17 protein-coding genes are annotated in these 23,665 nt (G+C 71.2%); 9 read left to right on the top strand and 8 right to left on the bottom strand.

From position 1 onward, the window contains the following. Nucleotides 1-32: 32 nt before the first annotated feature. The 3 genes from murJ (RM446_RS07640) to RM446_RS07630 all read right to left on the bottom strand — a co-directional run bounded on the left by murJ (RM446_RS07640) (nt 33) and on the right by RM446_RS07630 (nt 6,315). Nucleotides 33-1,817 carry a murein biosynthesis integral membrane protein MurJ gene (gene murJ, locus RM446_RS07640; protein WP_311544487.1) on the bottom strand — a complete coding sequence of 595 codons (1,785 nt, stop codon included), beginning with the start codon at nt 1,815-1,817 and terminating at the stop codon, nt 33-35. Between the two features lie 180 nt (nt 1,818-1,997). Beyond that, nucleotides 1,998-3,773 carry a murein biosynthesis integral membrane protein MurJ gene (gene murJ, locus RM446_RS07635; protein ID WP_311544454.1) on the bottom strand — a complete coding sequence of 592 codons (1,776 nt, stop codon included), beginning with the start codon at nt 3,771-3,773 and terminating at the stop codon, nt 1,998-2,000. A 58-nt stretch (nt 3,774-3,831) separates the two neighbouring features. Then, the gene (locus RM446_RS07630) at nt 3,832-6,315 is read right to left on the bottom strand and encodes a DUF6049 family protein (RefSeq protein WP_311544453.1); all 2,484 of its coding nucleotides are present in this window, start codon (nt 6,313-6,315) and stop codon (nt 3,832-3,834) included. Nucleotides 6,316-6,624: 309 nt separating this feature from the next. Here RM446_RS07630 and RM446_RS07625 point away from each other — a divergent pair, with 309 nt between their 5' ends. After that, on the top strand, nt 6,625-8,172 hold the full coding sequence (locus RM446_RS07625; RefSeq protein ID WP_311544452.1) for a CCA tRNA nucleotidyltransferase: 1,548 nt from the start codon (nt 6,625-6,627) through the stop codon (nt 8,170-8,172). Between the two features lie 92 nt (nt 8,173-8,264). Here the strand turns inward: RM446_RS07625 and RM446_RS07620 are convergent, their stop codons facing one another. The 4 genes from RM446_RS07620 to RM446_RS07605 all read right to left on the bottom strand — a co-directional run bounded on the left by RM446_RS07620 (nt 8,265) and on the right by RM446_RS07605 (nt 12,343). Next, nucleotides 8,265-9,545, bottom strand: coding sequence for an MFS transporter (locus RM446_RS07620; RefSeq protein ID WP_311544451.1), 1,281 nt, complete (start codon nt 9,543-9,545; stop codon nt 8,265-8,267). A gap of 169 nt (nt 9,546-9,714) precedes the next feature. Beyond that, nucleotides 9,715-10,398, bottom strand: coding sequence for a hypothetical protein (locus tag RM446_RS07615; RefSeq protein WP_311544450.1), 684 nt, complete (start codon nt 10,396-10,398; stop codon nt 9,715-9,717). 148 nt (nt 10,399-10,546) lie between these two features. Next, entirely contained in the window at nt 10,547-11,626 is a 1,080-nt protein-coding gene (locus RM446_RS07610; protein ID WP_311544449.1) for an inositol-3-phosphate synthase, read from the bottom strand. Nucleotides 11,627-11,713: 87 nt separating this feature from the next. Continuing rightward, complete coding sequence (locus tag RM446_RS07605; RefSeq protein ID WP_311544448.1) at nt 11,714-12,343, bottom strand: PadR family transcriptional regulator; 630 nt, start codon at nt 12,341-12,343, stop codon at nt 11,714-11,716. A gap of 893 nt (nt 12,344-13,236) precedes the next feature. Here RM446_RS07605 and RM446_RS07600 point away from each other — a divergent pair. The 7 genes from RM446_RS07600 (at nt 13,237) to RM446_RS07570 (ending at nt 19,876) form a co-directional block, all read left to right on the top strand. After that, nucleotides 13,237-15,714, top strand: a complete 2,478-nt coding sequence (locus RM446_RS07600; protein ID WP_311544447.1) for a transglycosylase domain-containing protein — start codon at nt 13,237-13,239, stop codon at nt 15,712-15,714. After that, on the top strand, nt 15,711-17,039 hold the full coding sequence (locus RM446_RS07595) for a glycosyltransferase family 87 protein (protein ID WP_311544446.1): 1,329 nt from the start codon (nt 15,711-15,713) through the stop codon (nt 17,037-17,039). The genes RM446_RS07600 and RM446_RS07595 overlap by 4 nt, the downstream gene beginning before the upstream one ends. Nucleotides 17,040-17,129: 90 nt before the next feature. Further along, on the top strand, nt 17,130-17,420 hold the full coding sequence (rpsF, locus tag RM446_RS07590; RefSeq protein WP_311544445.1) for a 30S ribosomal protein S6: 291 nt from the start codon (nt 17,130-17,132) through the stop codon (nt 17,418-17,420). Between the two features lie 92 nt (nt 17,421-17,512). Further along, the gene (locus RM446_RS07585) at nt 17,513-18,079 is read left to right on the top strand and encodes a single-stranded DNA-binding protein (RefSeq protein ID WP_311544444.1); all 567 of its coding nucleotides are present in this window, start codon (nt 17,513-17,515) and stop codon (nt 18,077-18,079) included. Between the two features lie 107 nt (nt 18,080-18,186). Then, the gene (rpsR, locus tag RM446_RS07580) at nt 18,187-18,423 is read left to right on the top strand and encodes a 30S ribosomal protein S18 (RefSeq protein ID WP_040273181.1); all 237 of its coding nucleotides are present in this window, start codon (nt 18,187-18,189) and stop codon (nt 18,421-18,423) included. A 25-nt stretch (nt 18,424-18,448) separates the two neighbouring features. Continuing rightward, complete coding sequence (gene rplI / locus RM446_RS07575; protein ID WP_311544442.1) at nt 18,449-18,895, top strand: 50S ribosomal protein L9; 447 nt, start codon at nt 18,449-18,451, stop codon at nt 18,893-18,895. A gap of 159 nt (nt 18,896-19,054) precedes the next feature. Further along, on the top strand, nt 19,055-19,876 hold the full coding sequence (locus RM446_RS07570) for a peptidoglycan recognition protein family protein (RefSeq protein ID WP_311544441.1): 822 nt from the start codon (nt 19,055-19,057) through the stop codon (nt 19,874-19,876). Nucleotides 19,877-19,936: 60 nt separating this feature from the next. On the opposite strand, the gene RM446_RS07565 is transcribed toward RM446_RS07570, so the two are convergent. Beyond that, nucleotides 19,937-21,289: an MATE family efflux transporter gene (locus tag RM446_RS07565; RefSeq protein WP_311544439.1), complete on the bottom strand. Its 1,353-nt coding sequence runs from the start codon at nt 21,287-21,289 to the stop codon at nt 19,937-19,939. 339 nt (nt 21,290-21,628) lie between these two features. On the opposite strand from RM446_RS07565, the gene dnaB reads away from it, so the two are divergent. Next, complete coding sequence (dnaB, locus tag RM446_RS07560) at nt 21,629-23,566, top strand: replicative DNA helicase (protein WP_311544438.1); 1,938 nt, start codon at nt 21,629-21,631, stop codon at nt 23,564-23,566. Nucleotides 23,567-23,665 lie beyond the last annotated feature (99 nt).

The following is a 23,665-nucleotide window of genomic DNA, read 5'->3' as shown; positions in this document are numbered from 1 at the left end:
TGTCGACTACGCAGGGTCAGTCGGCCAGGTGATCAGCGGCGCAACAGGCGGCTTCGCACCATTTCCAAGAATGTTGTGACTTCAGTCACACCGAGGCGTTTGGCGACCAGGATGAACACCAGCGCGCCCGCTGTGCCGCCGGTCGCCATGGCCAGCAGAGACGGAAGAACGGTCCCCGGAACCAGACTGAAGGCCGCCACCATGGCGATTCCGAAGAGCGCACTGGGGGCCGCCGCCGCATAGAGCAGCGCCAGCGTCCGCAGGATCCGCCGGCCGTCCAGCCCGTTGATCCGCCGGCGCAGCCCGCGCCAGGCCAGCACGGAGCCGACCACGTAGTAGGTGCCGTAGGCGACCGGCAATAGCACCACGACCAGTCGCGGCGGCGCGGTGACCAGCAGCGTTACGGCGAGTGCGGCGTGCGCGGCCTCGGCCGGCAGCGCGATCAGCGACGGCGTCCGGGTGTCGCCCAGCGCGTAGTAGACCCGCATCTGCAGTTGGAACAGCGTGAAGGGGATGAGCATCGCGGCGAACACCATGAGGATCCGCCCGATGGCCGCGGCGTCCTCGGCCGAGGTGCTCCCGTTGGCGTAGATCAGCACGCAGAACGGCACCGCGAAGACGATCATCGCCACAGACAGCGGCACGATCAGCACCGCCGAAAGCCGCAGTCCGCGGGAGAAGTCCGAGCGGACCAGGTCCTTGCGGCCGTCGGCGACGTGCGCGCTCATCCGCGGCAGAAGGGCGGTGATCACCGATACCGCGATGATGGCGTACGGCAACTGGAAGAGCATGGACGCGTACTGGTAGGCGGTGATGCCGGCGCCCCCCGCGGCCTCGCCCTCCTGCGCCGCGCGGACGCCCGCGCGCGTGGCGACGTTGGTCGTCACCAGCAGGCCCGCCTGGGCGACACCGACATAGAGCATCATCCACGCGGCGGTGCGGACGGCCTCGCCCAGACCGGAGCCGCGCAGGTCGAGGCGCGGGCGCCAGCGGAAGCCCGCGGCGAACAGCGCCCACACCAGGACCAGCGCCTGCAGCACCTGCCCGCCCGTGGTGCCCAGTCCCAGCAGGGTCAGCTCGCTGTCCGTGACCGAACCCGGCGTGGTGCCCGGCCCGGTGGTCACCAGGAACATCGCGCCGACACCGATGATGACGAGGTTGTTGAGCACCGGCGCCCACATCGGGGCGCCGAACCGGTTGCGGCTGTTGAGCATGGCACTGGCGATGCCGCTCGCGCCGATGAAGAAGATCTGGCCCAGCAGGAACCGCGCCAGCAGCGTGGCGGCTTCGTGCTGGGAAGCGGTGAACTCGCCGGCGTAGATGCGGATCAGCCAATCGGCCAGCGCGATCGCCGCGATCGTGATCACGGCCAGCACCAGCAGGATCACGGTGAACAGGCGCTGCTCGGTGGCCGCGCCGCCGTCGGCGTCGCGCTTCTTGCGTTTGACCAGGAACGGAACGAAGACGCTGGCCAGCAGGCCGCCGATGAGGAGGTCGTAGACGGCGAAGGGAACCATGTTCGCCGTCTGGTAGGCGTCGCCGAGCAGCTGCGTTCCCAGGGCCGCGGCGAGCACGATCGTGCGGACGAATCCCGTCGCCCGCGAGACCACGGTGCCGGCGGCCATGATCGCGCTGGAGCGCAGCAGGTTGCCCGGTGCGCTGTGTGCAGCGCCGCCGATCTCGTTGCCCTCCTCGCCCGGGCGGTCCGCGGTTCCCAGGTCGCCGTAGTCGGAGGGGTCGTGTTCGGGGTGCAGCCCGGGTTCGGGATCGGTGTCGGGTTCGGCCCGCTCGACCGCCTCCAGGACCTCGTCGGGCATGGGGATGCGCCGCTTGCGGGCCGCGTCCCCGGCGTTTGCTGAGCCGCCACCGGGCCGCTCGTCGGGCTGGCCGTCCGCCACCGGTTGCGTCATGGGTCCTGGTGCTTCCTCGTAAGGGGGGATGCGCGAAGGGGGTGGCGCCGTCGGCCGCGGTGGCAGGGGGCCGCGTGTACCGGTGTCCTAGCGCCGCAGGCGTGCGCGCACGAGGGCCGCCGCGTCGGACAGCTCCGGAACCAGCAGCCGGGCGCAGAGGAGGAAGAGCAGGGCCCCCGCGAGGCAGCCGACGACCGGCGCCCCGAGGTTGGTCGCGATGCCGTCGCCGAAGCGCGCGGTGGAGAACCACAGCACTCCGATACCGACGGTTGCGCTGGGGAGCGCGGCCGCGTGCAGCCGCAACAATGTGCCACCGATGTGCCGCCCGTCAAGCCCGCCGAGGCGGCGGCTGAGGATGAAGCCGGCGATGGTCAGTCCCGAGACGAACGACAGCATGAAACCGGCGGCCACGCCCACCACGACGAGGTTCGGGGGAAGCACGAGGAAGGCGGTGTAGGCCAGCACGCCGTGCACGGTGACGTTGGCCATGCTGATCAGCGCGGGCGTGCGGGTGTCGCTCATCGCGTAGAAGACCCGCAGCATCAGCTGGAAGACGGTGAACGGCACCAGGCCCAGCGCCATCGCGCACAGCACGGCGCCGATGTTCGCCGCGTCGCCGGCGGAGGTGTTGCCGCGCGCGAAGATGAGGGTGGCCAGCGGCACGGAGTAGATCGCCAGTGCCAGGCCCAGCGGAACCAGCACAAGCGCCGAGATCCGCAGGGTCCGGGAGAACCCGCCGCGGACGTCCTCCCAGCGCCGTGCCTCGGCGTCGGCGCTCATCCGCGGCAGGAGCACGGTGATCAGGGAGACCGCGATGACGGCGTAGGGCAGCTGGAAGAGGGTGTAGGCGAAGTTGTAGGCGGTCAGTCCGGCGCCGACCTCGTAGCCCCCGCGAACGCTCGCGGCTCCGGCGCGGTTCACGACGTTGGCGGTGATCAGCAGGCCGAGCTGGGTCATCAGGGTGTAGACGAACATCCAGCCCGCGCTGCGCAGCGCTTCGCCCAGGCCCGAGCCGCGCAGGTCCAGCCGGGGGCGCCACCGGAATCCGGCCCGCCATACTGCGACGACCAGCACGACCGCCTGCACGGCCATACCCGAGGACGTGCCCGCGCCCAGCAGCACCAGCTCGCCCTGGGTCACGGTGTCCACCGTGCGCCCCGCGCCGGCCACCCACAGGAACAGCCCGCCCACGGCGATGATGACCAGGTTGTTGAGCACCGGCGCCCACACCGGCGCGCCGAACCGGTTGCGGCTGTTGAGCATCCCGCTGATCAGGCCGCTCAGCCCGACGAAGAAGATCTGGGCCAGCAGGAAGCGCGCCAGGTAGACCGATACCTGCACCTGCTCCGGAGAGGAGTCGCCCAGGTAGAGACCGATGATCGGCTCGGCGGCGGCGATCGCGAGCGCGGTCACGGCCAGGAGCACCAGCACTGCGGCGGTGAACAGGCGGCTCTCCGTATTCACGCCGCCGTCGGCGTCGCGCATGCGCCGCTTGACCAGCAGGGGAACCAGGACGCTGGCGATCAGCCCGCCGATCAGCAGGTCGTTGATGATGAAGGGGATGGTCTGCGCGGTCTGGTAGGCGTCGCCGAGTAGCTGCGTGCCCAGCGCCGCGGCTATGACCAGCGACTTAACGAAACCGGTGACACGCGAGACCATCGTGCCGGAGGCCATGATGGCGCTGGAGCGCATCATGCCTCCGGAGCCGCCGCCCTCGGTCGGCTTCTCCGGCTCCTGCGCGGCGGCCGGAGCCGCCTCCTCGGCCGCTGCGGCGGGATCGGCGCCGCTGCGGGCGGCCTCGGCCGCCGCCCCCCCGTTCGAGGAGGAGGGGTCGTCGCTGCCGTTGGTGGTCTCGGTGGCCACAGACGGGTCCCTTCGAAATACGTGGCATTGCCGGGCGCGCCCTCGGCGGAGCGCGCTGCTACCGCCCGGTCGGTGTGCCGCCGGGTCCGCTCTCGTCGTCGTCCTCGCCCTCGTCCTCGCCAGTCTGCGCGGAAGAGGCGGAACCGGTGTCGGAGCCGGCCGGCGCGGGACGCGCGGACTCGTCCTCATTGTCCTGCACGCCGGAGCCGTCCGCGGACGCTTCGCCGTCGCCGCCGGTCTCCTCGCCGGCGCTCGCGGCGTCCGCGGCCGCGTAGCGGCGGGCGCGGTTGCGCGCCCACTTGCGCAGCGCGCGCGGCGCGAGCGCCACCACGAGCACCAGGGCGCCGAGGCCGCTGATGACCAGCGCCTGGCTGCCCATGCCGGTCGCGTTGACCGCCAGCACCTGCTCCTCGGAGACCGGTTCGCCGCTGAGGTTGTGCAGGTTCATCTGGATCATGGTGCGGCCGTTGACCCGCGTCGACAGCTCGACGTAGACGGTCGTCTTCTGGCCCGGCCCGATCTCGATGGCGTCCTCGTAGTTGCCGATGGACAGCCGCTCGGGGTTCTCCGAGAGCAGCGAAAGGTTCACTCTGACCGTGTGGTCGTCCAGGTCGTTGGCGATCAGCACGCCGATCGTGCCGGTCGCGCTGGCCAGCGTCACCGGCTCGGTGGGCAGAAGGTGGACCTTGTCCATGTCCCGCTCGACCGCCTGCTCGACCAGCGCGTGCGCCGGACGTGCCAGCTCGCGCTCGTGGCGCCAGGCGGCCGACTCCAGGCGCAGCACGGCCGGGCGGAACGGGTCCTCGCCGTCGACCAGGATGCTGTTGAACAGCCGCACCCTGCCCCGCAGGTCCTTGATCTCGCTCAGGTAGCCCTTACCGAGCTCGGCGCGGGTGCCCCGCTTGGGGTAGGTGAGGTTCTCGCGCTCATCGCCGGCTTCGGGGCCCGACGGCTTGACGTCGGACAGGTCCACGGCCTGCAGCCAGGGCAGCGAGCCGCTGGCCTCCAGCATGCCGGCGGCGTACTCGGAGCCGGGGTTCCAGCCGGAGGCCGGGTAGGCGACGAGGGTGCGCTTGGTAGCGGCGTCCTCGCCGGCGATCATCGCCGTCTCCGCGGCGAAGCGCTGCTGTGCCAGCGCGGCCTCGCCGGGGCCCGAGGCGTCCCGGCTCACCACGTCGGTCAAACTGCTGTCGGCGACCAGCGCGGTGCCCTCCTCGCCCTTGCCGAGCGACAGCGGTGCCTGGGCGGTCGGCGTGTGCTCCACCCAGGACTGGGCGGGCATGGCGTCGTCGCGCAGCAGGAACGTGCCGGCGCCCTGCCGCTGGTAGAACTCCCGGGTCGCGGTGTTCATCAGCCCGCCCTCGGGCAGCGCGACGGTCTCGTCGGTGGAGCGCTCCAGCACTCGTTCGACGGTCTCGCGGCCCAGTGAGACCGAGGCGTCGGCGTCCTCGGAGAGGCCGTGGCGCAGTAGCGCGGCGATGTCGGCCGACGCGTAGGGCGTGGACACCACGGAGTCGTCGGCCAGCGCGGCGCGGGCCTGCTCCAGCCAGAGCCGGGCTTCGGGGCTGGGCTCCTTGGAGGTGGTGGCGGTGTCGCTTTCGGACGTGCCCCCGCCGGTCGCGGCCTCGGCGACGGCCTGGGGATCGTCGGTCACCCGGTACGGCGAGGTCAGGCGCTCGATGTCGGCCAGCAGCCCCGGGTCGACGGCCCAGGTGACCGGCACGTCGGAGCCGGAGTCCTCTGCGGAGTCCCGCCCCCCTCCTGCGGCGTCGGCGGCCGAGTCCGGCCCGTCGGCGGAGGCGGACGGGGTCGCGGCGGTCGAGGGCGAAGGCGCGGTCTCCTCGGCGGGGGCCCCGGGTTCCAGGGTCACGTCGTCGCTCTGAGCGCCGGTGGTGAGCAGTTGGCCGAGCCGCCCGTCCGAGCCCAGGCTCTGTACCAGCGAGGTGTCCAGGTAGGTGTCGTCGTCGGCGCGCTGGGGCCGGTCCATCAGCGGCCACACCCAGGCGATCCGGACCGACTCGGGCGCGCCGTCGCCGCTGCGGTAGGGCAGGAACGTGCGCTCGGCGCCGATGCTGTCGCCGGAGCCGTCGAAGGCCTGCACGGCAGCGGGATAGACGCCCCAGGAAGAGAGCGAGAGATCGGAGGCGTCGGCGCGCAGGGTGTAGCCGGCGGACTCGCCGGGTTCGAGCGTGCCGTCCAGCGCGACCTCGGCCGCCTCGGTGTCGGGCGGTTCGCCCTCGCCGGAGGAGAAGGAGTCGAGCTCGGACCGCTCGGTGACGGGGCTGCTCGCGTAGCTGAACCGCACGCTGACGTCGCGAAGCGCGCTGCCGGTGGTGTTGACGACCTGGCCGGTGATCCGGACCGTGCTGCCGCGGCCGATGGATTTCGGCGTGATCTCCTCGACGATCAGCGGAGCGGTCGCGGAGCCTCCCCCGCCAGGGTCGGCTGGAGCCGGGGCCTGGGCAGGGTTGAAGGCGGCCAGGGCCGGGATGACGGCTGCGGTCGTGGCCACGACCGCGCCGATGTGGACGATTCGACGCACGCCAGAAGGTCTTCCGTGTCAGGTTGACAATGGCCCGCGGGGGATTGGGTACGAAAGCGCTGGACGCCGCAATCTCGCGACCCGCGCGTGCACCCCCGTCGGGCGCGCGGGAGTCGCGGCGGACTGCTGAGAACGATACCCCCTACCCGGCCGCGCTCCGTTGCAATACGGCCCGGGTGGAATGTAAGGCGGCGCTGTCCCAGACCCGCCCGAGGGGTCGCGCAGGCGGTCGGCGCGTCGGCCGAGCCCTGTCCACAGCGGCTCCGGCCGATTCGCATGACCGGGGGAGGCCCCCTAGTCTCTGGTGGTGTGCCGAACACAGCGTTTCCCGGTGAGTCCCCACGCGAACCCGCGGGCGGGACTGCGCCGACCGTCCCGGGCGACCTCACCGACAAGCAGCGCGCGGCGATAACCGCGCTCTTCGGCTCCATCGACTCTGTCGTCCAGGAGCTGGGCGAGCGGTTCTCCGCGGGCGGGCACGAGCTCGCGATGGTGGGCGGACCCGTCCGCGACGCGGTGCTCGGCCGCGAGGTCCACGACTTCGACCTCACCACCGACGCCGTGCCGCAGACCATCCTGTCGCTGGTCGAGGGCTGGGCCGACGCCGTGTGGACGGTGGGCATCGACTTCGGCACCGTCGGCCTGCGCAAGGGCGGCCTGCAACTGGAGATCACCACCTACCGCAGTGAGTCCTACCAGCCCAAGTCCCGCAAGCCCGAGGTCCACTACGGCTCCTCCCTGCACGACGACCTGCTCCGGCGCGACTTCACCGTCAACGCCATGGCGGTCCGACTGCCCGAGCGGGAGTTCGTCGACCCCTTCGGCGGCCTGGCCGATCTCAAGGCCGCCCGGCTGCGCACACCGGGCCTGCCCGAGGACTCCTTCAGCGACGACCCGCTGCGCGTCATGCGCGCCGTGCGCTTCGCCGCGCAGCTCGGCATGACCCCGGCACCCGAGGTCCGCGAGGCCGCCTCGGCCATGGCCGACCGGCTGGCCATCGTCTCCGCCGAGCGTGTCCGCGACGAGCTCACCAAGCTGATGCTCAGCGGCGATCCGCGCACGGGCGTCGAGCTGATGGTCGACTTCGGCATCGCCGACCACGTGCTGCCGGAGATCCCCCGCATGCGGCTGGAGATCGACGAGCACCACCGGCACAAGGACGTCTACGACCACTCGCTGACCGTGCTCGACCAGGCGATCGAGCTGGAGCGAAAGCGCGGCATGCAGCCCGACCTCGTGCTGCGCCTCGCCGCCCTGCTGCACGACATCGGAAAGCCCAAGACCCGTGCGTTCGAGTCCGGCGGCCGGGTCACCTTCCACCACCACGAGGTGGTGGGCGCGTCCATGAGCAAGAGCCGGCTCAGCGCGCTTCGGTTCCCCAAGGACGTCACCGCAGCCGTCGGCAAGCTGGTGGCACTGCACCTGCGCTTCCACGGCTACGGCAAGGGCGAGTGGACCGACTCCGCGGTGCGGCGCTACGCACGCGACGCCGGCGACCAACTGCAGCGGCTGCACGTGCTCACGCGCGCCGACTGCACGACCCGCAACCGGCGCAAGGCCGCAGCGCTCGCCCGCGCCTACGACGACATCGAGCGCCGCATCGACCGCCTCGCCGAGGAGGAGGAGCTCAACAAGGTCCGCCCCGACCTCGACGGCAACGAGATCCAGCAGATCCTCGACATCGGGCCGGGACCGATGATCGGCAAGGCCTGGCGGTTCCTGTTGGAGCTGCGCTTGGAGAACGGCCCGATGGACAAGGAGGCCGCCGCCGAGGAGCTGCGCTCCTGGGCGAGGCGCCATCTGGAGGAGTCCGGCGGCGCGGGCGGCGCCGAGCAGCACGCGGAGCGATCCGAGTAGCGCCGACGCGCCCGGCGCGGTCGGAGGCCTGTCGAACGGGCGGATCCGCCCGTCGATGTGTCGACGTAGCGACGTGTCGGCGAAACCGCATGTCACCCCCTGCCGCGCAGAGCGTGGGCGCGCACCGCCCAGCAGGCCGCCATCAGCGCGTACCCCGCCGCCAGGGCGACGACCGCCGCGACACTGGTGCCCGAGCGCGGCACGGCCGCCGCCGCGAGCCCCGCACCCGCCACGAAGGCCGCGTTGAACAGCATGTCGTAGACCGAGAACACGCGTCCCCGGAAGGCGTCGTCGACATGTCGCTGAACCAGCGTGTCGACGCTGACCTTCACCCCTTGGGACACCAGCCCGAGGGCGAAGCCTGCGGCCGGGAACAGAGCGGGTGCGAACGGCAGCCCGAACACCAGTAGCGCTGCGCCCCCGGCTCCCAGCAGCAGCGCGATCCAGGCGTCGGCGGAGATGCGCGCGGTGGCCCACGGGGTCGCCGCGGCCCCGGCGAAGTACCCGGCGGCCGAGGCCGCCAGAGCCACCGAGAACCCGGCGAATCCGGCGACGCCACCGGAGGTGAAGGTGTTGTTGTACAGCAGGAGGGTCACCAGCGTCGCGACCCCGTAACCGGCCCTGTGCCCGGCGATGGTGGCCAGCCCGTAGCGGGCGGGGCGCCGGCTCCAGATGTGGCGTGCGCCGTCGGCGAGTCCGGCGGCCACGGTGCGCACGGCGGCGCGGACGCGGTCCGCCTGCTCGTCGAAGTCGGGACCGAGCTCGGCGCGGCCGAGCGTGAGCGCGGCGGGGGCGGCCAGCGCCATCGCCGCTCCGGCACCCAGCAGGATCAGCGCCGTCCCCGCGGCGCCGTCGCCGCCGAGCAGGCGGAGTCCGGCCCCGGCGCCCGCTCCGGCGAAGGCGGCGAAGGTGCCGCACGTCGGTGTGACCGCGTTGGCCATCATCAGCTTGTGCCGGGGGACGACGTGCGGCAGCGCGGCCGACAGCGCGGCGAGGAGGAAGCGGTTGACGCTGAGCAGCACGAGCGCGGTCGCGAAGAACACGGCGCCGTCCGAGCCCGACCACACGAGTGCGGCGGTGGCGGCCGCCACCGCACCTTTGGCCAGGGCGGAGAGTACGAGGACTTGTCGACGTGACCACCTGTCGATGAGGACGCCCGCGAAGGGCCCCACGGCCGAGAACGGCAGCAGCAGGACGGCGAAGGCGGTGGCCACCTGGCCGGCGGTGGTGTGCTGCTCGGGTGAGAAGAAGATGTATCCGGCCAGGCCCGCCTGGTACACGCCGTCGCCGAACTGCGAGACCAGCCGGGTGGTGAACAGGCGGCGGAACCGCGGTCCCCGCAGTACGTCGCGCAGATCGCGGTAGAAGGACACCGGCCAAGCCTATGGCGGGCGCCGCAGGACACGGCTGCGGGTGCGCGCCGGGACGGATGTTCCACGTGAAACCCGCGCACGGCACGGCCGACCGGGCGGACGCAGGCCCCCGGGGTTCGGGGGCCGCGGCGGCCCGGCGGCCGCCCCGTTGCACGCGGACCGCCGGGGGCTACTGCCGCTGCAGGGTGCCTTCGGACTCGCTTTCGCTACCGTCCTCGAGGACGCTGGTGACCGTCACGTCGAGCGCGTCGCCGCCGGCAGGCTCCAGGGTGACCTGGCCGTTGTCCACGCAGTCGGGGTCGTTCGCGACCGAGTAGGTGAACGTGAGCGAGGACTCGGTGCCCTGGGCGTCGGCGATCTCCCAGGCGCAGCGGCCGTCGTCGGTGCTGCCGAGGCCGTACTCCTCGGCCGAGATCTTGTCGTCGCTGATCTCGACGGTCAGCGACCAGGTGCCCATGGTTTCGCCTGAGCCGTCGTACTGGTCGAGGGTGCCGTCCCAGGTGCCTTCGTAGGTCGCCTGGACGCTGCCTCCCGACCCCTGACCGCCGGAGCCGCCCGGAGTGCTCAGCAGGACCAACGCGATCCCGCCCACGACGACGAGCAGGGCCACGCAGACGGAGATGATCACGAGGATGAGTCCGACGTTGCCTCCGCCTCCGGGCGGGCGGCCGCCCGGAGGCGGAGGATAGGGACTACCGCCGCCCGGCAGCGGGCCCGGGGGCGGCCCGTAGCCCGGCCCGGGACCGCCCGGCGGGCCGGGGTGGTAGGGGCCGCCGGGCCCCGGCGCCGGCTGCTGCCACGGTCCCTGCGGCCCCGGCTGCGGGGGCCGGCCGGGGTCCTGGGGGTAGCTCATGAGGCTCCTTGCCCTGCGCGGGCGAATCGCCCGGGTCGGCTTCAGGTGGGAAGCACCATTATGGCCCGACCGGGGAGCCGGACATCGCGGACGGCCGACCCCGGCCGGTCCGCGCACGGACCGGCGCTGGCGGCACCGCGGCCGGGCCTCAGCGGTCGATCTCGCCCGCGATGAACCGCTCGACCAGGGTGTGGCCGTCGCTGTCGCTGTGCTGTTCGGGCGGCGACTTCATGAAGTAGGAGGAGGCGGAGAGGAGGGGGCCGCCGATACCGCGGTCCTTGGCGATCTTGGCGGCGCGGATCGCGTCGATGATGATGCCGGCGGAGTTGGGGGAGTCCCACACCTCCAGCTTGTACTCCAGGCTCAGCGGTGCGTCGCCGAAGGCGCGCCCCTCCAGGCGGATGTAAGCCCACTTGCGGTCGTCCAGCCACGGCACGTGGTCGGAGGGGCCGATGTGCACCGAGCCGGCCTTGAGCTCGTGGGGGATCTGGGACGTGACCGACCGCGTCTTGGAGACCTTCTTGGACTCCAGCCGCTCCCGCTCCAGCATGTTCATGAAGTCCATGTTCCCGCCGAAGTTGAGCTGATAGGTGCGGTCTACGACCACACCGCGATCCTCGAACAGCTTCGACAGGACGCGGTGCGTTATGGTCGCCCCGACCTGGGACTTGATGTCGTCGCCCACGATCGGCACTCCGGCCCGGGTGAACTTGTCGGCCCACTCGGGGTCCGAGGCGATGAAGACTGGGAGGGCGTTGACGAAGGCCACCCCGGCGTCGAGGGCGCACTGGGCGTAGAAGTGGTCGGCCTCCTCCGAGCCCACCGGCAGATAGGACACCAGCACGTCGGTGCCGGCCGCCTTGATCGCGGCGACCACGTCGACCGCGTCATCGGTGGACTCCTCGATGGTCTCGCGGTAGTAGCGACCCAGCCCGTCGAAGGTGGGGCCGCGCTGCACCGTCACGCCGGTGGGCGGCACGTCGCAGATCTTGAGCGTGTTGTTCTCGCTCGCGCTGATGGCGTCGGCGAGGTCGTGGCCGACCTTCTTGGCGTCGACGTCGAACGCGGCGACGAACTCGACGTCGCCCACGTGGTAGGAGCCGAACTGCACATGCATGAGGCCGGGCACCCGGGCCTCGGGGTCGGCATCAGAGTAGTAGTGGACGCCCTGGACGAGCGACGCCGCGCAGTTTCCAACACCGACGACGGCTACACGTACCGAACCCATTGGTCCTTGCTCCTTCTTCGTTGCTGACTGGGAATTGTCGCGGCGCGCCGGAAGAACGCGCCGAGCGGCGGCTCGTGCCGCCTCCGGCTAGCGCCGGTTGCCGGTGTGTGGCGGAGTCGCCCCGTCGGGCGGGGCGCTCCCGCCGATGCTCGCATCGGCCCCCGCCGTCCTTTCAGCGCAGCGCCGCTCCTGGCGGATGAGGGTGTCGAGCCAGTCGACCTCGCTCTCGATGGCCGCTGCCCGATGGCGGTGCAGTTCGACGGTGTAGGGGTCCTGCGACCGCTCGCCCAGGCGGTCCCGCAGCGCGGACAGCCGTTCCAGCAGCCGTGCGCGCCGACCGTCGAGGATACGCAGCCGCACCTCGGAGCGGGTGCGGCCGAACAGGGTGAAATGCACCCCGAAGCACTCGTCGTCGGTGGCCGCGGGGATGCAGTCGGAGAGGAGCTCGTGCAGCCGGTCGCGGCCCTGGTCGGTCAGCCGGTAGACGATCCGCGAGCGCCGTCCGCGCGCCGCGCCGGGCTCGCCCGGGTCGGACTCGGCCACCAGGTCCCGGCGCAGCATCGACTTCAGGCAGGGGTAGAGGGACCCGTAGGAGAAGGCGTGGAAGGCGCCGAGCTCGGAGTTGAGGCGTTTGCGCAGTTCGTAGCCGTGCATAGGGGTCGCGGCGAGGTGTCCGAGGACGGCGAGCTCCAGCACCCGTGCCCGTCCCTTGCTCATCCCTCGCACCTCCTGGTTCGTCGCGCCTATGGGAGTCAGCCGTACATGGGCCGGATCTGTTCCCGCTCCCGCGCGGTCGATCGGTGCGAGGCGGCCGGCACCGGGCCGGGCCGCCCCTTGCCGGTCGCGGACTGTTCCGGAGCGATGGGGCCAATGTGTGGTTTATATACGTATGACTATATCGCTTCGATATAACGCAACCCTATGTTGGCTATCTAACACCTGCCGGCGAACGCCTTCCATCGCGCCGTGTCCGAAAGAAAAGGGTGGCGAGCTGCGGGTTCGTACCGCGGGGACCTCCGCCGGTGCCCGAATCGGCGGGCCGCGGTGTGCGCCCTGCGTATTCGGGTGCGGACAAGCCGTATCGCCTTCGGGGTACGGCGATCGCTCCGGCCCGGTACGCTCCCGCCCGGGTTGTGCTATACGGCGGCATCGCTCTACCGTGACGGGTGCTTTACCCGTGAGGCCCGTTGCGCCTGTGGCCCGCCCCCGATGGGCCCGGGAAAGCAGGGTCCGGGTCGGCCACGGCGGTACGTATCGCCGCCCCGGCCGTGTTCCGCCACGGGATGCCTGCCTAGAGGTCGCCGACAGGAGGAAGCAGAGGACGAGGTTTCCGGAGGATCGAAAACCAACCGCGCCGATCGCGCGTCCAATAGTGCGGACGTGTGAACCCCCGAATCGACTGGTGCGGTTCGATCCACAGGCCGGATTCTCCTTCGCGCGGGGCCCATCCCCTTCCCTTACCCGAGTCGCAAGGCCGATCGGCCGCTGACAGCAATCGAGGACGCGTGAGTACCGAAAGACGACGGAATGCCGGCGGGCGCCGCCGGGCCTCGAACGGCCCGGCGGAAGGCGCACGCGGCAACGGCGGCAGGCGCCGGGCCGGCGGCCCGGTGGGGGACGAACGCGCCGGTGGTCGGCGCAGCCCGGCGAACGATGACGCCGGCCACTGGGACGGCGGCGGACGAGGCCGCGGCGGTGGAGACGGAGACGGCTTCTGGGACGACGACCGCCCTGCGCGGCGCGGGCGCGGCGCGGGCGCCGACGACGGCCGCAGGCGCCGTGCCGAGCCCGGCAGGCAGAGCGGCGGCAGGCGCGCCGCCGGCGCCCGCTCGGAGTCCGGGCCCGGGCGCAGGGCGGCGCACGGCAGTGGAGGCGGGGGCGGCCGCCGCCGGCCGGCCAACGACGACTACGACGAGTACGACGAGCGCGGCCCCGTCAAACGCTTCTTCGCCAAGGCGTGGAAGCCCGCGCTGATCGCCTGCGCGCTGATGTTCGTCACCGGGGTCGCGGTGCTCGGGATCGCCTATGCCAACACCCCCGACCCGCGCACGCTCGACCAGCAGGACAGCGCGACCCTCGCGGCCACGAGCATCAACTACGGCAACGGCCAAGAGGCCGTGACGACCGGGGAGATCAACCGGGTCATGGTCCAGCGCGAGGACATCCCGCAGACCGTTGTCAACGGCGTCCTCGCGGCCGAGCAGCGCAACTTCTACGAGGAGCCGGGGATCTCGATCTCCGGCACCATGCGGGCCGTGCTGACCGCCGGCTCCGCAGGCGGCGGTTCGACCATCACCCAGCAGATGGCGCGCAACTACTTCGACACCCTCTCCCAGGAGCGCAGCTACACCCGAAAGCTGCGGGAGATCCTGATCGCCATCAAGGCGGGCCAGGTCATGGACCCCGACACCATCCTGGAGAAGTACCTCAACACCATCTACTTCGGCCGGCAGGCCTACGGTGTGCAGGCCGCCGCCCAGGCCTACTTCGGCAAGGACGTGCAGGACCTCACCGCCGCCGAGGGCGTGTTCATCGGCACCATCATCCAGCAGCCGGGCAACTTCGAGAACATCGAAAAGGGCTCGGAGATGGACGAGATCCTCAGGGAGCGCTGGGACTACGCGCGCGACGGCCTCGTCGAGATGCACGCGGACAACCCCGAACTGGGGATGACCAAAGCCGAAGCCAACAAGCTGGAGTTTCCCGAGGTCAAGAAGTACTCGGTGGGCCAGGGCATCGAAGGCCAGGAGGGCTACATCCGCCAGGCCGTGATCAACGAGCTCGCCAACCGGTACGGGCTGGAGCCCAGCCAGGTGACCACCGGCGGCTACACGGTCGAGACCTCGCTGAATCCCAAGCTGATGAAGCGCGCCGGCGAGGCCTTCAGCGGGACCCTGCCCGACATGCCCAAGGAGACCGTGCAGCACCTGGTCTCGATCGAGCCGCAGACCGGCGAGATCAAGGCGTTTTACGGCGGCACCGACTTCACCGAGGATCCGAACAACTCGCTCGTCCTCGACGCCCAGGCCGGTTCGGCCTTCAAGCCCTACGTGCTGGCGACCGGCCTGGAACAGGGGATCGGGTTGAAGAGCACCTTCAACGGCGACTCACCCCAGGAGTTCCCGGGGATCGGCGAACCGATCCAGAACGACAGCAACCGGTCCTGGGGCGAGGTCGACCTCGTCGAGTCGACGGCCCACTCGATCAACACCAGCTTCGTGCAGTTGGCGATCGAGGCCACACCGGCCGCGGTCACCGAGACCGCCGGCGACGCCGGGGTCTCCGAGGACCAGTTCGAGACCGCCGAGATGGGGCCCAACATCGCGCTGGGCACCTACCGGGTCTCCGCGCTGGACCAGGCCGCCGGGTTCGCCACCTTCGCCAACGGGGGCGTGCACGTTCCCCAGCACATGATCACCGAGGTGACCAACGCCGAGGGCGAGGTCGTCGAGCCCAACGACCAGGCCAAGCTGGAGTCGGGCACTCGGGCGTTCAGCGAGGAGACCGCGGCCGACGCCACCTACGCGATGACGCAGGTCGTCGAGAACGGCGGCGGCGACGCCGCGGCGCTGCCCGACGGCCGGCCCGTGGCGGGCAAGACCGGTACCTCCAACAGCGCCAAGTCGGCCTGGTTCGTCGGCTTCACTCCGCAGCTCGCCACATCGGTGGGCCTGAGCCGCGATGACGGGAAGGAACTCGTCATCCCCGGCGTGAGCGCGATCTACGGCGGTACCACCTCCGCCAAGATCTGGAAGGCGTTCATGACCGAGGCGATGAAGGGCAAGGAGGTCAAGGAGTTCCCGGAGCCCGTCTACGGAGGGTCCTCCAAGCGCTACGGGCCCACACCCACACCCACGCCCACGCCGACGCCGACGCAGACCGAGGAGTCGGAGGAGCCGGAGCCCACCGAGACGCCGTCCTCGCCGACTCCGGACGTCCCGGAGACCACTCCGCCGGGGGGCGCCACCGAGCAGCCCTGCCGTCCCGTGTGGGAGTGCGAGACGACGGAGACGCCGACCGAGACCCCCACCGATGATGACGGCGGCGACGACGGAGGCGGCGGCGGCATCTTCTCCAACGACCGATGACGATGGCTCCCGGCCCGCGGCGTGTATCCCAGGAGTCAGGGCGGAGCGGACTCTGGCTGGTCGCCCTCGGCGCAGTCGGCGCGGTCCTCGCCTACCTCGCGAAGTGGCCGTGCCGGTTCGGCGGCGCATGGACCGACGGCGGCCAGTACACCTACGCCTGCTACAGCGACGTGTTCCCGCTGTACTACCGCGACGGGCTGGGCGGCGGCCAGGTCCCCTACCTCGACGTGCCCACCGAGTACCCCGTGCTGACCGGCGGTCTGATGTACGCCGCCTCCCGCGCGGTGTCCTGGCTACCGGAGGGCGTCGGCCGCGCCTTCGCCTACTTCGACCTGACCGCGGTGGTGCTCGGCTGCTGCCTGATCGCCGCGGTGGTGGCAACCGGCCGCATCGCGGGCCGCGGCGGGCTGGATCCCGCGGACACCGCCTACCGGCCGCGCGCGGCGCTGCTCGCCGGCGGTCTCGTCGCGCTGGCCCCGTCGGCGGTGCTGGCGGGGCTGATCAACTGGGACCTGCTCGCGGTCGCGCTGCTGGCGGGCGGGCTCGCGTTCTACTCCCGCGGGCGCATGTGGACCGCGGGCGCGCTGATCGGCCTGGCCACTGCTGCGAAGTTCTACCCGTTCCTGGTCTTCGGGCCGATGTTCGTGCTGATGGTGCGCGAGCTGTGGCGCAAGGAGGGCGGGCCGCCGGCGGCGGACTTCCTGCGCACCCTCGCCGGAGCCGTCCTCGCCTGGGCGGCCGTGAACCTGCCCGTCTACCTGGCGGCGCCGCACAACTGGGCCACCTTCTTCACGTTCAGCCGGGAGCGCGGCACCGACTGGGGTTCGGTCTACTACTTCCTGGGCGGCTACGGGCTCTTCGACTCCGGCGACCTGGATCTGGTCAACGCCACGGGAACGGGCGCGCTCGTGCTCGCCTGCGCCGCGATCGCCCTGCTCGGGCTCCTCGCCCGCCGCAGGCCGCCGCTGGAGCAGCTGGTGCTCCTGGTGGTCGCCGCGTTCCTGATGACCAACAAGGTGTGGTCGCCGCAGTTCGTGCTGTGGCTGCTGCCGCTGGCGGCCCTGGCCTGGCCGCGTACGGTGCGCCCGGGTACCGCGCTGGCGGTCTTCGGCCTCTGGCAGCTGGCCGAGGTCTGCTACTTCTTCGGCATCTGGCAGCACCTGCTCCACGTGTCCCAGCAGAGCGACCCCGCGAGCGCGGGTGCGCCCGCCGGCCTGCCCTTCACGGGCTATGCGCTCGTGCTGCTGGGGCGGCTGGCCGCGGTCGCAGCGCTGTGCGCGCTGACGGTTGTGGATTGCCTGCGTAAGGGCGATCAGCGGGCTTGACTGCTGGTAGCCTTGGCTCTCGTCTGGCTCAATGCCCTCCTGCCATGGAGAGACCATGGCCGCGACAGTCCAGAGGAGGTACGAACGCCCATGCGTCGTTACGAAGTTATGGTCATCCTCGACCCCAGCCTCGACGAGCGTACGGTTTCCCCGTCGCTGGAGCAGTTCCTCGGGGTCGTCCGCAACGACGGCGGAACGGTCGAGAAGGTCGACGTCTGGGGCAAGCGGCGCCTGTCCTACGACATCGCCAAGAACACCGACGGCATCTACGCGGTGATCGACCTGCAGGCCGAGCCCGCGACGGTCAAGGAGCTGGACCGCCAGCTCAACCTGACCGAGGCCGTGCTGCGCACGAAGATCCTGCGCCCCGCGGCGCACTAGGCGCAGCCGAACCCCAGCGGCCACCGGCGCCCGACCGCCCGGCGTTCCCCGCCCGCACGCCTGATCCGAACTAGTCGAACCGGAGCCGATCCATGGCAGGCGAAACCCAGATCACGCTCGTCGGCAACCTCGTCGACGACCCGGAGCTGCGATTCACCCCCAGCGGTGCCGCGGTCGCCAACTTCCGCGTGGCCTCGACCCCGCGCATCTTCGACCGGCAGAGCAGTGAGTGGCGCGACGGCGAGTCGATGTTCCTCACCTGCTCGGTATGGCGGCAGTACGCGGAGAACGTGGCCGAGAGCCTGCAGCGAGGCATGCGCGTCATCGTGCAGGGCCGCCTCAAGCAGCGCTCCTTCGAGACCAAGGAAGGCGAGAAGCGCACCGTCTTCGAGATCGACGTCGACGAGGTCGGCCCCGCGCTGCGCAGTGCCACCGCCAAGGTGACCAAGGTGCAGCGCCAAGGCGGTCAAGGCGGCGGTTTCGGCGGCGGTGGCGGCCAGGGCCAAGGCCAGGGCGGCGGCGGAGGCTACGGCAACCAGGGGGGCGGCTTCGGCGGGCCCCAGGGCGGCCGGTCCGGTCCTCCGGCTGACGACCCCTGGGCCACCGGCGGCGGTTTCGGCGGCGGTGGCGGAGGCTACTCCGACGAGCCCCCGTTCTGACCGCTGTCCCACTCGCGGAGACGCGCGGCCGACGCCGTGCGCGCCCGCGATCCTGTCCGAATGACCATCCCCGGGAGATCCGGGGCTCTTGCTAAAGGAGCACCACGATGGCGAAGCCGGCAGCGCGCAAGCCCAAGAAGAAGGTTTGCCTGTTCTGTCAGGAAAAGCTGACCTACATCGACTACAAGGACACGACCCTGCTTCGGAAGTTCATCTCCGACCGGGGCAAGATCCGTGCCCGCCGGGTGACCGGCAACTGCACGCAGCACCAGCGCGACGTCGCGACCGCGATCAAGAACGCTCGCGAGATGGCGCTGCTGCCCTACACCAGCACCGCTCGCTAACGGGGATTTTCGAGGGAGGTTTGTCGTGAAGCTGATTCTGACCCAAGAGGTCACCGGCCTCGGCGCCCCGGGCGACGTCGTCGAGGTGAAGGACGGTTACGGCCGCAACTACCTGCTGCCCCGCGGTTTCGCCATCCGGTGGACCCGCGGCGGGCAGAAGCAGATCGACTCGATCCGCCGCGCCCGTTCGGCCCGGGAGATCCGCAGCCTTGAGGACGCCCAGCAGGTCGCGGGCCGACTCAACTCCATGCGCGTGAAGCTGAACCAGCGCGCTGGTGACGGCGGTCGCCTGTTCGGCTCGGTCACCGCCGGCGACGTCGCCGAGGCCGTGAAGTCGGCCGGCGGCCCCGAGGTCGACAAGCGCCGGATCGAGATCCGCAACCCGATCAAGTCGGTGGGCGACCACAAGGTGCAGATCCGCCTGCACCCTGAGATCAGCGCAACCATCGCCGTTCAGGTCGTCGGCGTCTGATCGACCGACCGCCTGACCAGGCCCCGGCCCCACGGGCCGGGGCCTTTTCGTGCGTCCGCGGGCCTCTGCGACACGCCGACATGATGTAACGCTTCAATGACAAAGAGTGACTTACCTTGTCCTGTGGGCCCGCAGCTCCACAGGAAGGGTGAGGCCGTTATGTCCAGTCGGGATGCGGAGAGAACGGACGTCGGCGTCGAGCGCCGCAGCGTCCTGCACGGAGCCGCCCTGGCGGCCGGAGGAGTCCTGCTCGGCGGCGCCATCGACCTGGCCGCGGCCGGCGACGCGCTCGCGGGAGCGCAGCCGACGGTCTACACCCGCGGCGATTGGAACGCCCGCAGGCCCAAGAGCTGGGCCGTGATGCGCCCGTCCCCGCCGGACCGGATCGTTGTGCACCACACCGCCACGGCCAACAGCGCAAACCACAGCAAGGGCCACGCCTTCGCGCTTTCCCGGGCGATCCAGAACTACCACATGGACACGAACGGCTGGAACGACACCGGGCAGCAGCTGACCATCAGCCGGGGCGGGCACATCATGGAGGGCCGCAACCGATCCCTGAAGGCCATCGCCGAGGGCCACCACCTCGTGGGAGCGCACACGGCCAACCACAACAGCCACACGATCGGCATCGAGAACGAGGGCAACTACGTGTCGGCGACGCCGCCGCGGGACCTGATGGGCGCGCTCACCGAAACCTGCGCATGGCTGTGCCTGGCCTACGGCCTCGACCCGGCCGACGCGATCGTCGGCCACCGCGACTACAACGCCACCGCCTGTCCCGGCGACCGGCTGTATGCGCTGCTGCCGCAGCTGCGCAGCGACGTCCGGTCACGGCTGCGCGGCCTCAAGGCGCGGTTGATGCAGCGCGGGGACTCCGACGTGCCCGAGGAGCACCTGCCCACCTATCCCGACGTCCCCGCCGACGAGAGCCGGGCGCTCTTCTACCACGGGCCGGCGGTGGGTCCCCGGGACAACTGAGACCGGTTGGCCTGCGCCGCCCTCCCGGCTGCCGGCTCCGGCGACCGGGAGGGCGGGCGGTCAGGGGCGCGCGGCCCCGCTCACCAGCCAGGCGTCGCCGCGCGCCCGCAGCGCCAGGGTGGCGCCGCGGGCGGCCATCCACACGGCGAACGCGCACCACAGCCCCGTCAGGCCGTACTGCGGAGCGTCGGCCAAGCCGACCCGCACCGCGGCGGCGCAGGGCAGGAACACCAGCATGGTCCAGAAGCTCGCCCAGGCGAGGTAGCGCTGGTCTCCCGCGCCCATCAGGATGCCGTCGAGCACCATCACTACTCCGCTCAGCGGCTGCATGAGGGCCACCACGACGAGAGCGCCCAGCAGCAGGCCGCGCACCTGAGGGTCGTCGGTGAACAGCAGCGGTGCCCAGGGCCGCACGGCGAAGACCGCAAGGGCGAACAGCAGGCCGGCGAGTACGCCCCACTCGACCATGCGGCGGGTGGCCGCGCGGGCGCCCCGGGGATCGGAGGCGCCCAGGTAGCGGCCGATGATGGCCTGCCCGGCGATCGCGATCGCGTCCATGGCGAACACCAGCAGCGACCAGATCTGGGTGGCGACCTGGTGCGCGGCGATCTCGGGGTCTCCCAGCCGCGCGGCGACGGCGGTGCACACCACCAGTACGACGCGCAGCGAGACGGTGCGTACGAACAGCGCGACTCCGGCGCCCGCGGCCGCGCGCAGACCCTCTGAGCTGGGGGCGGCGGAGACGCCGTGGCGGCGTGCCGCACGCAGGACGACGGCGGCGTAGACGGCGGCTCCGGCGGTCTGGGCGGCGACGGTGGCCCAGGCCGAGCCGGCGATCCCCCAGTCCAGCGCGAGCACCAGCAATGCTGCCAGCCCGATGTTGGCGAGGTTGGCGCCCACGGCCACCACGAGCGGAGTCGTGGCGTCCTGCAGCCCCCGCAGGACGCCGGTGCCCGCCATGACGACCAGCAGCCCGGGTGTGCTGAGCAGGCTGATGCGCAGGTAGACGAGTGCGTGCGGGGCTACCTCGGGCGATGCGCCCAGCGCCTCGACCAGCCACGGCGCGGCCGGGTAGCCCAGCGCGAGGATGCCTGCGCCGATCAGCAGCGCCAGCCATACGCCGTCGATGCCGCTGCGCAGCCCGGCGGCGATCTCGCCGGCGCCGACGCGGCGGGCGACGGCCGAGGTGGTCCCGTAGGCCAGGAAGATGCACAGGTTCGCCAGGGTCATCAGCACCTGGCCGGCCACACCCAGGCCGCCAAGCTGCGCCGTGCCCAGCGTGCCCACGATGGCGGTGTCGCTGAGCAGGAACAGCGGCTCGGACACCAGTGCGAAGAAGGTCGGCACGGCGAGCCGGAAGATCTCGCGGTCGTGGGCGTGGCGGAACGGCGGCGCCGAGAGGAGAGCGGGCATGTCCTTGCAACGGTAGGGGATAACGGACACACGTTCGACTCGCTGTGCAGAGTTGTCCACCACATCAGGGGCCTGTGGATAACTTGTGGACAGCCGCTGGGGAAATTTCTTTCGCGCACAGCCGGTGCACAACATGATCGCAGGTCACTGGGGATATCGGCACCGGAGTCCGAAGTTATCCACAGGCACTGTGCACAAGCTATCCGCAGATTAACCCCAGTGGTCCACAGGATCTCCCCAAGTCCGTCCACAGGCTGCTTTGCGCTGCGGGTCCCGCAGTCGCGAGAATCCAGGCTCGGGCATGCTCGACATGCCGACCGTGAAGCAGGGGGAATCCACGTGAGCGTCGCCGAACACCCGCCGGACGGCACCGGCACCGGATTCGAGCGCACACCGCCGCACGACATCATGGCCGAGCAGAGCGTGCTCGGCGGCATGCTGCTTTCCAAAGAGGCCATCACCCAGGTGGTCGAGATCGTGCGGTCCGCCGACTTCTACCGGCCGGCGCACCAGACGGTCTTCGACGTCGTCGTCGACCTGTTCTCCCGCGGCGAGCCGGTCGACGCGATCTCCGTCAACGCCGAGCTGACCAAGCGCGGCGAGATCGCGCGGGTGGGGGGAGCGCCCTACCTGCACACTCTCACCGAGGCGATCCCCACTGCGGCCAACGCCGGCTACTACGCCCGCATTGTCGCCGACCGCGCTGTGCTGCGCCGCCTGGTCGAGGCGGGTACCCGCATCGCCCAGATCGGCTACTCGGGCGACGGCGAGGTCGACGACCTCGTCGACCATGCCCAGGCCGAGATCTACCGCGTCGCCGAGAAGCGCACCGGCGAGGACTACCTGCCGCTGAGCGACGTCATGCCCGGGGCTCTGGACGAGATCGAGGCGATCTCCGCGCACGACGGCTCGATGACCGGCGTGCCCACCGGGTTCACCGACTTCGACCAACTCTCCAACGGCCTGCACCCGGGGCAGATGGTCATCATCGCGGCGCGCCCGGCGGTCGGCAAGGCGCTTGCGCTGGACACACCGCTGCCTACGCCCGGCGGCTGGACCACCATGGGCGAGGTCGCAGTGGGAGAGGACCTCGTGGCCGCCGACGGCACCCCCACACGCGTCGTCGCCGCCACCTCCGTGATGGACCGCAGGCCCTGCTACGAACTGGTCTTCGCCGACGGCACCGCGGTCGTGGCCGACGCCCGGCACCAGTGGCCGACGCTGCGCCGCGACGCCGCGGGGCCGACGGTGCACGGCCTCGCCACGACCGGCGAGATCGCCGCCGCAGTGGAGTGCGGGACCGGCGTCGTCATCAGTGCGCCGGGCATGAGACCCGGCGGGCGGAGGGCGCCGGCCCGCGTGACCCGGACGGCGCCGGCGGGGCCGCCTGCCGGTTCGGGCGGTCCCTCCGGCGCCAACGGGACTCCGCCCGCCCTACTCGATCCCCAGCTTGTGGACAGCGCCGCGGCGCACGGGGAGCCCCACCGGGTGGTCGCGGCGCGCAGGGTCCCCAGCGTTCCGGTGCGCTGCGTTCAGGTCGACCACCCCGACCACCTGTATCTGGCCACCCGTTCGCGAATCCCCACCCACAACTCCACCCTCGCTCTCGACTTCGCCCGGGCCGCCTCGATCAAGCACCAGCTCACCAGCGTCTTCTTCAGCCTGGAGATGGGCCGCAACGAGATCGTCATGCGGCTGCTCTCCGCCGAGGCCCGGGTGCCGCTGCACACCATGCGGTCGGGCCTGATGACCGACGACGACTGGGCTCGTCTGGCCCGCCGGATGGGGGAGGTCGCCGGCGCGCCGCTGTTCATCGACGACTCGCCGAACCTGGCGATGATGGAGATCCGCGCGAAGTGCCGCCGCCTCAAGCAGCAGCACGACCTCAAGCTCGTGGTCGTCGACTACCTCCAGCTGATGAGCTCGGCCGGACGCGTCGAGAGCCGCCAGCAGGAGGTCTCGGAGATGTCGCGGTCGCTGAAGCTCCTGGCCAAGGAGTTGGAGGTCCCGGTGATCGCCCTGTCCCAGCTCAACCGCGGGCCCGAGCAGCGAACGGACAAGAAGCCCCAGGTCAGCGACCTCCGTGAGTCGGGGTCGATCGAGCAGGACGCTGACATGGTCATCCTGCTCTACCGCGAGGACGTGCACGAGAAGGAGTCTCCCCGGGCGGGCGAGGCCGACCTCATCGTCGCCAAGCACCGCAACGGCCCCACGGCAACGGTCACCGTCGCGTTCCAGGGGCACTACAGCCGATTCGTCGACATGGCGCCGGGCTGACATGCCGACCCGCACCGCCGCAGCTCCGACTGCGCCGGGCGCGGACGGCCGGCCCACTGGACCGGCTGCCCCGCAGCGTCGGCTCGGTTTCGGCTGTGC

Origin of the sequence: Streptomonospora wellingtoniae (assembly GCF_031845375.1) — a bacterium.
Taxonomy (GTDB): Bacteria; Actinomycetota; Actinomycetes; order Streptosporangiales; family Streptosporangiaceae; genus Streptomonospora; species Streptomonospora wellingtoniae.
This window is presented reverse-complemented; position numbering and strand designations above follow the sequence as displayed.

Bases quoted from the DNA above. Each gene is read 5' to 3' on its own strand.
- RM446_RS07565 (WP_311544439.1), bottom strand. From the start codon at position 21,289: ATGCCCGCTCTCCTCTCGGCGCCGCCGTTCCGCCACGCCCACGACCGC.
- RM446_RS07585 (WP_311544444.1), top strand. From the start codon at position 17,513: ATGGCAGGCGAAACCCAGATCACGCTCGTCGGCAACCTCGTCGACGAC.
- RM446_RS07595 (WP_311544446.1), top strand. From the start codon at position 15,711: ATGACGATGGCTCCCGGCCCGCGGCGTGTATCCCAGGAGTCAGGGCGG.
- RM446_RS07605 (WP_311544448.1), bottom strand. From the start codon at position 12,343: ATGAGCAAGGGACGGGCACGGGTGCTGGAGCTCGCCGTCCTCGGACAC.
- rpsF (WP_311544445.1), top strand. From the start codon at position 17,130: ATGCGTCGTTACGAAGTTATGGTCATCCTCGACCCCAGCCTCGACGAG.
- rpsR (WP_040273181.1), top strand. From the start codon at position 18,187: ATGGCGAAGCCGGCAGCGCGCAAGCCCAAGAAGAAGGTTTGCCTGTTC.
- RM446_RS07615 (WP_311544450.1), bottom strand. From the start codon at position 10,398: ATGAGCTACCCCCAGGACCCCGGCCGGCCCCCGCAGCCGGGGCCGCAG.
- murJ (WP_311544487.1), bottom strand. From the start codon at position 1,817: ATGCCCGACGAGGTCCTGGAGGCGGTCGAGCGGGCCGAACCCGACACC.
- RM446_RS07610 (WP_311544449.1), bottom strand. From the start codon at position 11,626: ATGGGTTCGGTACGTGTAGCCGTCGTCGGTGTTGGAAACTGCGCGGCG.
- RM446_RS07570 (WP_311544441.1), top strand. From the start codon at position 19,055: ATGTCCAGTCGGGATGCGGAGAGAACGGACGTCGGCGTCGAGCGCCGC.